This window comes from Caballeronia sordidicola, from assembly GCF_000729995.1.
Taxonomy (GTDB): Bacteria; Pseudomonadota; Gammaproteobacteria; order Burkholderiales; family Burkholderiaceae; genus Caballeronia; species Caballeronia sordidicola_A.
The window spans coordinates 38,710-52,848 of record NZ_JNFG01000028.1; the positions used below are offsets into that span (position 1 = coordinate 38,710).

Genomic DNA, 14,139 nt, shown 5'->3' on the forward strand with positions numbered 1-14,139 from the left:
GGTCATCGATAGCCGAAAAGCCTTACCCGACATGGCGTAAGCGGAACTAATCGGCAAAGGGCGCTGGAGGCAATTTCAGCGTCCTTTGTTTGCAACGGGCCCTCCAATTTTGCTTCAAGGCGCCGTCGGTGCTTAGAGCCCGGGGTGACCGTCCAATTTTTCGGGCACGGACTTGTGCTCCGTTTGGAGTGTTCGTCGAGAATCAGCCACTCCCCCCGTCGCAAACTCCTCTCGCCACTCCCTTGTCAGCAATTCCGCCGTCTCCCGCATCGCCGCTGCGATTGCTCCCATGTCGCGTTCGGCATCGCTCCGAGTTGGCGTTGTTCCGGCCGCGTCTGCTGTCTTGCCGGCAATGTTTCCAGTAGGTCTGCGCGCAAGCCACTCGGTCGCTCGCACGGCGCAGGTGGACGAAGCTCGCGTTGGGTAATGCGAGGTCGAGCGCTGCAATGCGTATGTCACTTTCTGCGTCTCCGAGGATGTAGCCTAGCATCTCGAGAAAGTTGTGGGACGTGTCGCGGCTTGACTGTAACTCTCGAAGTCAAGGCCGCCGCGTTTGTCATCAACATCGTGCGTTTCGAAGCGTGACGCTGACGCTGGGGCGTTGCGCCCATCAAACTCTGCAAACAAACCTCTTAGCGCCGCACACGGCAAATCTGCACTAGGTTATTGTCAGAAACTTGAAGATTATGCGAGGCCGTGCTGACGTCAGTTTGAACGTCGGTCAGCAAGACATCGGGTAACCCGAAGAAGCGCAGCCGTTCGGCGCAGACGGCTAGCCGCACTCAAATTTTTCTCGGACGCCCCCCGACGCCGTAGGTCATTTCGATGGCCCTATCCAATCCGAATAACTTTGCGACGTACCTTTTGTCAGAATCGTCACTAGGCTCCGCCTGTTCACGCCTCCGCATCCAATGCTCCAGTTCTCCTGGTACGTGAAAACGAAGGAGTTCTGCGCTCCCTCTGCTGGCGACGGCCAAGATTAAGTCGAGGTACATGAATTCAGCGTGATTGTTCGTATTCCCAAGTATCACAATTTGAGTAGCAGTCGAAAACCGGTCTTCCACCGCACGTTTGAACCACCTCATCTTGTTCACAGGGGAGACCTGCTCAACCCACTGGACCATGGCTGACAAGCTCCACACGTTCACTTTGGCGAACCGCTTCGATAAGTGATGGAGCCGAGCCATCTCGGCCGACGTAGCGTCAAAGGCGACAACAATCTCGGTGAGAGAGGGTTGCCGGTTTGATTCCGGCATGCCCATCAGCGCTTCGCGCGCTCGCCGTCCACTTTCAGCGATTAAATCATCAAGAATGTTGTTGGAGCCTTCGGCAAGCCGCTGTCCTTGGAAAAACTGTAAGTAAAAGTCTGCCGCCTCCGCAAGCACATGTGGATATTTTGACAGCCCTCCCTTATTCTTCAAAAGGTGTTTCGCCATGTTGACTTCCCCGCCGAAAAAAGCTGAATTCGGCGAAAAGGCGAATCCAAAGATTGGAGCTGAACCGATTCGCGCATCGGCATCCGAATTGGCTTCGAGAAAATAGTCATTTCCCGTTACTTCAGAGAAAGCCTTAACCTTTCCGTCTTTAACCACCTGAACCCACATCGACGGCAACGCTCCGCGACGGAAGGCTGGTACAACGAATGCAGGAAACGTGGGAACCGTGGGGTAGAAGCCACGTACCCGAGCACTTGAGTCGAGCATCATCACATTACCCCCAAATCCACGTGAAACTCGGCCAACAGGTGTTCGAGGAGCCCCTGATATTCAATGGCGGGCTTCATTTTGTTGGCGCGATAGGTGTACACGGAAATATTGACATCATTCTTGAAACGGCGAACAAAATCGGCATCCGCAATCGAGGCAGGTATGTACATCGCCTCTAGATACTCGGCCGTCATTGGGAGGGCCTCCTTGACCAACAGTTCGACGGCCAGCCTTCGGTCATCTGCTTCGTCCGTGTTGATATCGCGTATCATGGACCGAACCGCTTCCACCTCATATTGACCAGCGATATTTTCGAGTGCGAGGCCCTCACCTTCCCAGTAATTGCGATTCTCACCATAGAACGCCGTAACGTGCCGTCCTTGACTTTCTTCATCTACGGGATATTCGAACGACTCAAGCGGCATCTTTGCGTGCATCCACCTTGTGTAACGACCACCGGAAAACGCCCCGGTATCAAAAGGAAATAGCCGATGCGCGTGGTCGAGTACACGTTCACGGAATATCAACACAACGGGAGCGTGGAAAGAATTTTGCATAGCGTCCCGCCGGTTAAACCTATACGCGGGGCGGCCGTAAAATAGATACGTAAGCGGGTCGTTAAATACGGGGCAAAGCTGAGGCGACAGCAATCGCTGCTCAAGGATATCCCGAAGTGCGAACGCATCTGTCGTGTGGACCCAGCGGAGCTTCTCGGTCGGAGCTGCGAAATCCTTGACCCAGTGAAAGAGTCGATGGTTGTGTGGCGCGGCAGCCGAGTCTACGGGTAAAGAGGCCACTCAAGTTTCTCTCGTGAAGTTAACAGCGGGACGCGGGCTTCGGTATTGGCAATGGCCGCGTAACAATAACATGGGCTCGCCAGTGAGGCTGGTGCGGATTAGGAAAGACAGGTGTCCCTGCAGAATCCTATTCGGCCCACGTTTTGGAATTTGCACCGCATACGTCGTTAATGTCGTCGTCAGGACCGGTTCTGAGCGGGCGAACATCATGCAAAAGCAAGCCCCTGTCCGAGGGTGCAGTGTTACATCCTGCATACGTCGAATATTGAACGGAAACATTGGAAATGCGCGTAAGACTTGTTTGGGAGATTGCGGAAGACGATGTCGTCCGACTAAAAGCATTCGTAGAAAAATTTGCTTCTAGTACTCTTCACCATTTAAGCGCGTCAGATGACTCTTCGTGCGTCGGGGGGAGGGCGGTGGTTCCAGCTTTTGCAGGTGGTTGAAGAGACGTACTTATTGTTTTACGCTGGTTGTTGGTCGTTTGAACCCACGATGTCGTGCGGCGAGCAGGACAGAGTTGTCGGGCCTCGGCTGCCGCATCTCTGGCTGCTTGGTTGGCAGCAGGCTTACCTTCGTCGAAATCGCGGTACGTTTCTCTGCTCTTCTGGTTGAGACAAGAAATAGACCACATCACTCGAAACGCCTTAAAGGGCGAACTACCGATGCGCCTCGAATTTTCGCCTTTACAGCCCTACGACGGCACGTTCCCGAATTTCCGTTAGGACCTGCACAATCTGTGTAACTGTGGCTGAGGGAAATATTCCAAGCGGACCCTGTGCGTTCAGGTCCGAAAAGGGCGACTGAAACAATCTGTCGGCATCCATCACGCCCGATTGAGTAAGTTCTTGCACGATGAGGTTGATGAACTCAATCTGGTCTGGCGTGGCGGTCGTGCCGCTGATAAAAGCGCCGAAGGCCTGCATGGCAGCCTCACGGTCCAGCCCTACCAGCGAGCGGATGAAAATGCCTAATCCCCGGCTCTTTTCCTTAGCTTCATTGATGAGAGACTGAGTTCCTCCCGCTTCTAGTAGCATTTTCTCCAGTTCAGCTAGGTCGGCCTGTGTCAGCGGCTGGTTACGGCGTAGTCGTTGCAACGACAGGTGCGATTCATGGGCTCTAAGGAACTGCCGCGCTTTCTCCCTAAACTTGCCCATATTTAGTCCGGTGGTGACTTGCGGCAAGTCGACAGTGGCAATGTCACCAAGCTCGTCCTCGAAGTCCGTGTAGACGACTCTCTTTTGGCTCTTGAGTACCAGAGGCTGGCGGTGGTTTTATCGTACATCTGCGCGAGTTTGCAATCCGCCGACAAGTGCGCGCCGAGATAAACGCTGACGCGGCACCACTACTGATGCCAGGATGGACGAGCTAAAGCGTCGAGCCGGGATACGACGCGTCGCTTTGGAGCGGCTCAAGGAAGTGGAAGAATGGGCGCGCGGCTGGAGCGGTCCAATCGCTTGAGGACATTAGCGGCCGTGTTCGAGAGCAGTTGGCTGTCGTCGAAAGTTGGGTTATCGAGGCGAAGGATTCGGCGCGCGGCGGACTGGCTGGACCCGACAGTAGCTCGAAGGTTGGACGAAGTAGATGAGCCACGCGGTGACCAGATGCATCGACATCCTACTCGACGCTCCGTGCGGCAATCCGCAGCCATGTGGACACCTGACATGTCAGAATGAATGCTTAAACTTCCTGCGAAAGCCGCCGATAGAACAAAGAGACTAACAAAAGCGAACAAGCGAATTTGGCGAGCCAATTTACCGACATAGCCGGTGGCGGCACGGTCGGTAACAGTAAAGAAGGCGCCTCGATGCAATATAAGGGAATGGGAGCGCGCCGACCCAAGGTAAATTATAAGCGGGCGCCTGCTAGCAAAATTCGAAGAATATGGGGGGAGAAGGCATGTCACAGATACTGAGGACAGCGTCACCGGTCCGAGCATGGCTGGCAGAATTTCTTCTCGTCCGGGAGATACTCAAGGGGCCGACCGGCATTCCCCTGTACCGATACCAAGTGACGCCAAGTGAATATCGCGAACTCGAGCAAATTCTTTTGGACAACCGCGCACACGCCCTCCACCGGACCTTCGGGTTTTCGTGGATGGCGGGCTTCTGCTTGTTCGTTGCAGAAAGCTTTCGCCGCGAATACGACGCGAAAGACGGCGGGTGGGCTTGGGCGCGGTTCGAAAACCGGTTGAAATGCAGCTTCACGCCCCAGCAACACGCCGAACTTGTTAGACAAGGGCTTAATCAATATTGGAAGCGACCGATTCGCCAATTCCAGAATCGTAGAGATAACCTCCTCGGCTCCCTTTTCACGGAGGGTGGGCTCCCATGGCCATTGGTGCAAAGCGAGTCGCACGGCTTCGGGAAAGTCGTGCGAAAAGGTCTCAAGTATTTCTATCGGACAGAAACCGGGCGCCGCACCACCACAGATTTGATGGCCGACTTTGAGCAAGACCTCCCGCTAACCTTTCGCACACTCGAAACCCGACAGTTACTTGCCGGAATCGTCGAACAGCTGATGTATCTGGCTACCCGATATTCGCTCAAGGGCAAAACCGACCCTGCTCAATATCTGGATGAGGCGAGTCCACGATGGTGGTCGGAATTCCCACTTCCGCTGGATGAAGACAACGCGCGGCGATTGATTAGTGAGTGGCTGCGCGATGCAAGCCAACGCCAAGAAGAGCGCGAAGCGGCGCGCGCAAGTGTCGGTGCGTTCTCATGCACCCATCGCCTGCTCGAGCAGGCGGACAGCTGGCGCGTACGCTCGGAGGTCACGCTCCCACGGGAAGCACAATTCCCCATCGACCCTCGCAAGTCCATTACGACGCGGTTCGAACTAGCCTTTTTCGAAGGCGACCGGCTGCTTGCCAGAGCCGGCACGGCGTATGGCCAGCAGAAAGACGAGGAACCCGGATTGTCAGTACGTTTTCTGCGGACACAGGTATCTCTCGACCGAAAACGCCTGAGTGATGAAATCAGCCTGAGGTTGCTTGCAAATGGCAGCCCGGTGCACGTTGTACACTTCGAGCAAGGCGCGATTGACGTGCACGAAATGCCGCTGGTATTTGAGTGCCGAGCGGACGAGTGGTGGTTCATAGCCAGCGCTTCGTGTTCGACCAGCAGCGACCGGGTCCGCGTTCGCATTCCGAGCAACTTTAGCTACTCGAGCAGCAGCGCTGTCACCGTCCGGACAGAAACGGATGACGCGCTGTGGCTCGAAGCAACCGATGACCTGCGTTTGTCTTCGGAAGCCGGTGAGCACTATTCGATAACTCTCAGGCGCAGCGCGGAGAGTCACAGCCAGTTCGCCCTGAAAGGAAACATTGCACAGTACGAGTCCGTACCGCAGGTAGTCTACGAGGGCTGGCCCAAGCTTGAGGCTTCGGTCGAAGCTGGGGCATCTCAGCCCAATGTCCAAGAATTCGCGAATCGTCAACCGGTGGCTTCGACGAACGGGGCGGAACATTTGGGCAGTATTCGCTACAGCGCAAAAAATACGTCCGGTGACGTCCTTATTCAGCGGCGGTTCGGCGTTGTTCCCAGAGGGTTCGTTATCTCACTGTTTCCGGCCTCGCCCGGCAAACCCGCGCGTCTTGTGGCGAAAAACTCCCGATTGCTGGAATTGCAGGTCGTCAACGGCGCAATCAAAAGCTGGTCGGAGTTCGGCGACCAAGACACTAATGTCTTCTTGGAATACGAAGGCGACGAGCCACCTGCCTTCCTAACACTGGAAGCACGCGGCGATTCTGGCCCTGAATCGATTCAATTCAGACTGCCGTTTCCATACCAAGGCGCCCGATTGCTTGGGGCAGATGGGAAGGCAAGTGCTCGCCGTGAGTTCACCCTAGCTGAATTGCTAGGCCTTCGGGTCGCGCTTTCTACCTCCGCACCAAACGGCGCCGAATTCTGCCTACAACTGGAACTGGTCGGTCGAGAGCGTCGCTGTTCCCGACACTATGTCGTAAGGACAGCCAGCGTGCCGGTATTGCTTAGCCTCTTTAGCTACCAGGCCGACATGCTGCAGATGCTCGGCGCGGTCAACGACCAGGATGCTTTTTTGCGCGTCACTGTAGAGACGGACCAGCGGCTTCTGCACTTCGATGTTCGGCGCTACAACGGTGCTCTTCGGTGGGAAAACCATTCGACGTTCGGCATAACCAGCCCATCTGGGAACACGCTCCAGACCGAAGTGACGGTCGAGGCAATGCTACTGCCGGACCCCAAGCAGGCTCCCGTCAAAATCCCCGAAATGACAAGTCAAGATGCGGGAACGGGCAGGTTTAGTACGCCCGCCGCGATGCTCCGCGACGGGCCGTGGCTCATCTATCCTGCCAACGAGTCACCGACGCAGTTCCGTCCAGAGCTATATATCCCCCAGCAACCTGGCAACATGGGTATACCGAGTGAAATCCGTTCACTGCACACAGCGGCGAGAGTATTTCATCCGGTAACCCAGCCCGACGTCATCAAACAGCAGATTGCCGATATGGCAATAGACCTGGACCATAGCGGCTGGCAGTATCTTGCGGACCTACGACAACACTACCGCCACCTTCCCCTCTCTGTGTTCGAAGCCTGGCTCGCGCTATCTCGTAACCCGGCAGCGCTGGCGATTGCGGTCTTCAGACTCGAGTTTGACGAATTGTTTTGCGAGCGTATACGGGACGACTTGGCAGTGATATGGGAGTGCATACCATTGCCGGCTTGGGCGAAAGCCTACGCCGAGTTTCGGAAATGGCTCACACTGCAAGGTGTTCCTGAAATTCTGATGGGGAGCGTCCTCAAGAATCGCCGAGCGGTACTTCCCACCGTCGTGTCGGGCTTCAACGAGGTAGGAAATTACCTAGAGACCGGCGACCCCATCAATCTGCCAAAGCTCCCCATCGAATCTATCCTGCCAGGTTGGTACCAACAACTACGCCGGTCGCACGAAGGGAACAATCATTGGCCAACCGACCTTGGCCCTGCGCTCAAAGAGTGGATAAAGCGACAGGCGCTTCCCAAACAGGTTAGCGGGTTGTCCATGGTTGAATTCTCTGACGCTGTCACCTACCTACCGATTTTTATGGCGTCTGTGACAGCCGGAATCGCAAACATTGACGAGCTAAAGGCGAACCGGTCCTACGCGAAGTTTGCAATCAAGATGGTCTCTGATTTTGACCGAAGCAGCTGGTACACGCCAGTTCACGGATTGATGGTCTCCTATCTACTCGCAGCAGCGAAGGTGTGAGGAACGAATGAGGTACTTTACAAATCTGATTGAACAAAGCCTGAGTCGCGCTCGCGAGGCCACTTTGAGCGTGCTGGGTATCAATGACGAAAATCTGCGTAGCCATCTAGGTCAGCAGATGAACGATGAACTTGGTTCGGACGGATGCTTTTTGGCGCCGCCCGTGTTTGAGCATACGTTCGGGTGGCAAGAGACCGAGGAAACCACGCTGAATGATTTAAGGGGGACCCTCCTCTCGGCGAGTCTGCTCGATACGCTCCAGAATGCTCAGCCTCCGTACCGCTTTGCATCGGATGCGCACCCTTACATTCACCAACTGCAGGCATGGGAAACCCTTCTCGGACCAACACCAAAATCCGCAGTAGTCACGAGTGGCACGGGCTCGGGGAAGACAGAATGCTTCATGGTGCCCATTTTGGAAGACCTGATTCGCGAACGCGAGAAGACCGGGCGACCACTCATTGGTGTGCGCGCGCTGTTCCTGTATCCACTCAACGCGCTCATCAACTCGCAGCAGGAACGGCTCGACGCGTGGACGAAAAGCTTCGGCTCCGATATCCGCTTCTGCCTGTACAACGGAAAGACGGAGGAAAGCGCGAGTCAAGTTCGCAAGTTGCAACAGCAACGGCTGAACCAAGTACTGTCACGTGAGCAACTCCGCAGGGAGCCGCCACCTGTCTTAATGACCAATGCCACCATGCTGGAGTACATGTTGGTTCGACAGGTCGATGCTCCAATCCTCGAGATTTCTCGCCAGCAGCGCTCGCTGCGCTGGGTAGTACTGGATGAGGCGCACACCTACGTAGGTTCCCAAGCCGCCGAACTCGCCCTGCTCCTGCGACGCGTCGTTCAGGCGTTTGGCAAACGGCCCGAGGAAATCCGTTTTGTCGCAACTTCGGCAACCATCGCCGACGGCAATGCGAAGGAACGATTGCAGCACTATCTCGCAAGTCTGGCCGGTGTGCGTCCCGAGCAAGTTGTTGTAATTGGCGGTTCTCGGAAAGTGCCTGATATCGACCGGGCAGGGCCGCAGGAGCCGCGAAGCCTCGAAGCGATTCGCGCAATCGACGGCAGCAACGAAGTCGCTGCTACGCGTTTTGCGGCACTCGCTAATCATCCTCTAGCCAGCGAGTTGCGCCACGCTGTTGTCAGCAAGGGCCGCCCTCTTGACCTAAACGAACTGGTCCAAGCCGCGGGCAACGCCCTGCAAGGCGAAGATTTGGCTGCTAAACAGCGCGAAATCCTGGAATGGCTTGACCTAATGAGCGGAACGCGGCGCGCGGGTGACGAGCCACCGTTTCTTAAACTCCGTGCGCACCTCTTCCAGCGCATGCTGCACGGGCTTTGGTCTTGCGTCGACCCAAACTGTTCTGCGAAACCTGGACATCTCTATTCCTGGCCGTTCGGGAACGTCTACGTAACGCAACGCTCGCGCTGTGATTGTCATGCGCCTGTCTACGAACTTGGCTTTTGTGACGAGTGCAAAACCCCTCACCTTCTGGCGGAAGACAGCGCTGGACAACTTTTGCAACGCAGCCCTTACGCAAGCGACGAGTTCTCCCTGAGCTACGAGAGTCCCGCAGAGGACGAAGCACGTATCGAACCATCGTCGAGTCCCCGGCAGCGACAGCGCGCAGAGAAGTTCATCCTGGCAGCGTCGGATACACGGAATGACCCATATTTCCCACTGGCACTTAACCTTAAGACCCTGGCCGTAGGCACTCCATCATCTTCGGACACTATCGAACTCGCTGCTACGCCCGAGTCTGAGGCATGCTGCAGTCGTTGCGAGACTGGCTTTACTGAGTCACCTGGAGCGCTTCGGAAAGCATACCTCGGCGCGCCGTTCTATGTAGCGAACGCAGTTCCAACCGTCCTCGAGTTCTGCCCGGACCCATCTCCCGAGGATTGCGACGGCAAATCTCCAGAAGAGCTTCCGGGGCGCGGGAGGAAGCTAATTACGTTCACGGACAGCCGCCAAGGTACAGCGCGCATGGCGGTCCGCATGCAGCAAGAAGCGGAACGGTCTCGCCTCCGAGGGCTTGTTTTTGAAGTGCTGCGCAATGCCCAAGCGAAGCTCGATGCAAAGCCTAAGGACGTGCCCACGGTCGGCTACGATGCACTCATTCAGGAAGCGAGGCGCGCCAAAGACATCGGATTAAGCGACATAGCCGCCAGGTACCTGCAAATGGCGGAAGAATCTAAGTCCGGTTTTTCTGGCGGCAGAGTCAGCGAAACTTCCTGGCCCGAAATGGTGAGTGAGTTGGCCACATCTAAAGACATAGCGCAATCAATTCTGGACTACAACAAGTACGCTAATCCAGAACTCTTCGGTGGTCATGAAGCTGCTCCCGCGATGGCGCGCCTACTTCTTGCTCGGGAATACTCGCGCAGACCGAAGAATCAGAACAGCACGGAGACGTTGGGCCTCGTACGTATCAGCTACAGTGGTCTCGAGAATGTCACTAGTGCGCCCTCATTATGGGGCGAACGCAAAGCGAAGCCCCTACCAGGCGAAGATAACGACGTCGCGACCAAGCTGACGCTCCAGGATTGGAAAGATTTTCTCAAGATTGCGCTCGACTTCCATGTGCGCGAGAACACCTTTATCCGCCTCGACCCGACGATGCAGAGGTGGATGGGAGGACGGTTCACGTCGAAAACCCTAATGCCGCCACGGCGGGACGCGGCGGAAGGTTCTACGTTTAAAAAGTGGCCCCTGGTGAAGCAAGGGAGAGCCAACCGCCTTACTAAGTTGCTCGAATTAGGATGCAACCTCGACAGAGCCCGAGCCGAAGACAAAGACATCATCAACCACTTTCTTGAGCAAGCTTGGACAGCTTTGGTTGGAGCGAGAATACTTGAGCAGTTCGAAGGGGGACACGCGTTAAACCTCAACAGCCTAACGTTCTCCCTTCCCACCGTCGCGTGGGTTTGCCCACTGACTCATCGAATGTTCGACACCGTGTTTCGTGGGCTGACTCCGTACCTGCCTGACCGGTTTCGCGAAGGAGACTTTCAGTGCCGAAAAGTTCAGCTACCGACTTTTTCCCAGCTATTGCCGGGTGGCGATTCTGAGTCTGTACAGACTCAGGTTCGCAGGCTTGTCGCGGAGAATTCAGATATCCGAAAACTTAGGGTACAAAATCTCTGGACCGACCTTAGCGACCGAACGGCGGAAGGTGGATTCTATTACCGGACCGCGGAACATTCTGCGCAGCAATCTTCGACCAAGCTAGAAACGTACGAAGAGATGTTCAAGCGCGGCAAAATCAATGTGCTGAATTGCTCGACTACTATGGAAATGGGTGTCGACATCGGTGGCATATCTGCGGTGGTCATGAACAATGTGCCTCCCCATCCAGCGAACTATCTCCAGCGCGCCGGTCGCGCAGGCCGCCGCAATGAAGCTCGCTCAATCGCGTACACCTTATGCAAGGCTGACCCGCACAACCAACGCGCGTTCAAGGAGCCGAAATGGCCGTTTATCACGGCCATTCCGGCACCGAGTATTACCCTTAGCTCGGACCGAATAGTGCAACGCCACGTCAATTCGATGCTTCTCGCTAAGTTCCTGCGAACGCTCGGTGACACTGGAACGGACCGCACAAAACTCACCTTGAAATGGTTTTTTGGTGGCGGAGAGACGTCGACCTGCTCTCGTTTCATTGACTGGATACGAAGCGAACCTGAAGAACTCAATGCAAGTGTTGCGGACCTTGCTCGTGGAACCAATCTGGCGGCGAGGTCCTTGTCCTCAATCATCGACGACGCCATTGCGATTTTGCTGCCACTCGAGTCTCGCTGGGGTTTGGAGCACGGGAAGCTTACCCAGTTACTCGCATCTGCCACAGACGAGCCTTACAGAAAGGCACTCAGTTTCGAACTGAAGCGCCACGAAGAAGAATATCTGTTGCGTGACCTCGCCGCCCGTACCTTCCTGCCCGGCTACGGATTTCCAACCGATGTCGTGAATCTAAACACCTATAACGTCGAAGATTTCAAGGACCGGACTCGTCAACGAGACGAGAAGAGCCGAGAGGACAATATCTTCACTTCAAAGGAACAACCAACGCGCGGACTGGACGTCGCCATACGCGAATACGCACCGGGCGCACAAATCGTCATTGATGGACGGGTGTACCGGTCCGCGGGGATAGGTCTACATTGGCACTCGGGTGGCGCTATAAAGGAGGCTCAGAAATTTGATATCGCCTGGCGCTGTACGAATTGCGGCACAGCGGGCGTCACCGAGAACGCTTACTCCAACAGTGTTAACGTACAGTGTACGCAATGCGCTCATCCGATACTTCCTACAGAGAAGAAACTGGTGCTTCGCCCATCAGGATTCGTCACGGACTTTTACGAGTCGACAACCAACGACATCAGCGTACAAAAATTCATTCGGGTTGCTCCCCCGCGAATTCAACTTGACGGCGAAACGCTCGCGCTACCGGACAGCCGCTGCGGATATCTCCGTTTTGGCCACAACGGCAGCGTCTTCTATCACTCGTCTGGCGAGCATGAGAATGGATACGCGATTTGCCTTGCATGCGGACGCGCGGAGTCGATGACCCACGACAGCGAGGTTCCTGCTTCGCTTCGTCCTGACAAACCCCATCGTCCGGTCGGCGGAGCCACTGGCAGCCGCAAAGACAAGACGTGCGCAGGCACATCAGTCAAAGCAAACGTCTATCTCGGCTATCACACTGCTACCGACGTTCTCGAGCTTTTGCTGAAGAGCCCGATAACCGGAGAGTGGCTTGGAGGCTCCCCGGAGGCGGAAGTCATTGCGACCACACTGGCAGTCGCGTTGCGTGACGCAATCGCTGATGAGATTGGCGTTTCGAGCACGGAAATGGGGTTTGGTGTGCGCCTCGATAGAGACATCTCCACGGGCAAAATACGGTCCGTCATTCAGCTCTTTGACCGAGTCAACGGCGGCGCTGGATTTGTGTTGACGGGCCTACCACAGGTAATAAAACTGCTGACAAAAGCTGCGCACAAGTTGAGTTGCCCAGCCAATTGTGAAAACGTGTGTTCCTCTTGCCTCGCGAGTCAGGACAGTCGTGTCGAGTACGAGGAATTGGACCGGCACGCGGCAAAGGGATGGCTTGAGGTAAACGAATTCCTGCGGCATCTTGAATTGCCCGCTGAGTTCCACCGCATTCCCGGCGCGACATATTGTTCCTTCGGCCCACAACGCTTCATTCGAGAAACTATCAACAAAGGTGCGACCGCCATTCAATTTTTATTGCGCGGTGACCCTAGGGAATGGGACCTGGACCTTCCAGAATTCCGCGATAGGGTATTGACTTGGAAAGTTATGGATTCGCTTGACGTTAGCATCGCATTTCCGCAGTCGAAACTTCTCTCGAACGACGTTAAACGAAGCCTCTGCATTTTGGACAAACTTGGCGTGCATATATGCCAGTGCGACGATAGCTGGGATGCCTTTGGCGTTCCTGGTGTCGTGCAAATTTGCCGTGGGGAAGATACCCAGACGCTCTTTACCATTGCGGGGGACACAGGCATTCCTGGTGAAGGCTGGCTGCGAACGAACGATTCCAGCATTTGGGTGTCGACGAGGCTAGTTAAGCCATTCAACATGACGCCAATCGACATGGCTCGCTGGGATAGCGGCGAGACGGGGGCCAAGGTTCTGGACGTCGTAACCGAGCTAAATGGGCCTGTGTCCTCTTTATCCACGCGACTGAACGCGCTGCTTCGGGAGAAGGCGCCCTCATTGGTAAGCCTGATAGAACAGGACTGCGCGACCGAAATCAGCTATAGCGACCGATATCTCAAATCGCCATGGTCTTTGATGGTGTTGGGTGGTTTTCTGTCATTGTTCAAGAACAATGACCTTCTTCGTCTGGAGATTAAAATTCTTCAGCCCCAAGCGACGCGTTTGAGTAACAGTATCAAACATGACTGGAGTCGCCGTGAAGACCTGAACGAGTTAGCAAAAGCGTGGCTGCAGACCATCGTTTCCGTGGAACCCCGAATCTTGATGGTCGAAAAGTCATACGACCTTCAACATAGCCGGGTCATCTCGATATCTTGGGCATCGGGAAAGAAAAGTAAGCTCATACTAGACCAAGGTGTCGGTTACTGGCAGCCAAAAACGCCTTATCGTGAACAAACGTATTTTGACTTCAACGGGAGTCTTGAGACACAGGCCCGTCAGATGGAGGACCAGTACAAAATCACCAATATGATTAATGGGGGCGCGTGGCCAACTTTCTTGACAATTGTGTCCGAGTGACTCCGGCTTATTGACGAATCGTCCGTTCTACGTAAGAGGCAGACAAGGCGATTTTGCCTCCTCGTCTGCAAAAGCGGTTCTGGCAGCGACACCGCGGGAGTCACTTGAGCCGCAGCGCTATTCCAAGCGCAAG

At 55.3% G+C, this 14,139-nt stretch carries 5 protein-coding genes; 2 read left to right on the plus strand and 3 right to left on the minus strand.

Translation table 11 applies throughout. The features are described 5' to 3' along the window. Positions 1-782: 782 nt before the first annotated feature. The 3 genes from FH08_RS0125010 to FH08_RS0125020 form a co-directional block, all read right to left on the minus strand. Complete coding sequence (locus FH08_RS0125010; RefSeq protein ID WP_152602913.1) at positions 783-1,706, minus strand: hypothetical protein; 924 nt, start codon at positions 1,704-1,706, stop codon at positions 783-785. Further along, on the minus strand, positions 1,706-2,263 hold the full coding sequence (locus FH08_RS0125015; RefSeq protein WP_152602914.1) for a hypothetical protein: 558 nt from the start codon (positions 2,261-2,263) through the stop codon (positions 1,706-1,708). The genes FH08_RS0125010 and FH08_RS0125015 overlap by 1 nt, the downstream gene beginning before the upstream one ends. A gap of 926 nt (positions 2,264-3,189) precedes the next feature. Next, the gene (locus tag FH08_RS0125020; protein ID WP_031360987.1) at positions 3,190-3,660 is read right to left on the minus strand and encodes a type I restriction-modification enzyme R subunit C-terminal domain-containing protein; all 471 of its coding nucleotides are present in this window, start codon (positions 3,658-3,660) and stop codon (positions 3,190-3,192) included. 742 nt (positions 3,661-4,402) lie between these two features. Between FH08_RS0125020 and FH08_RS0125025 the strand changes: the two genes are divergently transcribed. Both FH08_RS0125025 and FH08_RS0125030 read left to right on the plus strand, forming a co-directional pair. Continuing rightward, on the plus strand, positions 4,403-7,738 hold the full coding sequence (locus FH08_RS0125025; protein ID WP_031360988.1) for an STY4851/ECs_5259 family protein: 3,336 nt from the start codon (positions 4,403-4,405) through the stop codon (positions 7,736-7,738). Positions 7,739-7,745: 7 nt separating this feature from the next. Next, a complete protein-coding gene (locus tag FH08_RS0125030) occupies positions 7,746-14,006 on the plus strand; it encodes a DEAD/DEAH box helicase (protein WP_031360989.1) in 6,261 nt (2,086 codons plus the stop codon). Positions 14,007-14,139 lie beyond the last annotated feature (133 nt).

Excerpts from the sequence above, each read along its gene's own strand:
- FH08_RS0125030 (WP_031360989.1), top strand. The coding sequence starts at position 7,746 with ATGAGGTACTTTACAAATCTGATTGAACAAAGCCTGAGTCGCGCTCGC.
- FH08_RS0125025 (WP_031360988.1), top strand. The coding sequence starts at position 4,403 with ATGTCACAGATACTGAGGACAGCGTCACCGGTCCGAGCATGGCTGGCA.
- FH08_RS0125010 (WP_152602913.1), bottom strand. The coding sequence starts at position 1,706 with ATGATGCTCGACTCAAGTGCTCGGGTACGTGGCTTCTACCCCACGGTT.
- FH08_RS0125015 (WP_152602914.1), bottom strand. The coding sequence starts at position 2,263 with ATGCAAAATTCTTTCCACGCTCCCGTTGTGTTGATATTCCGTGAACGT.
- FH08_RS0125020 (WP_031360987.1), bottom strand. The coding sequence starts at position 3,660 with ATGGGCAAGTTTAGGGAGAAAGCGCGGCAGTTCCTTAGAGCCCATGAA.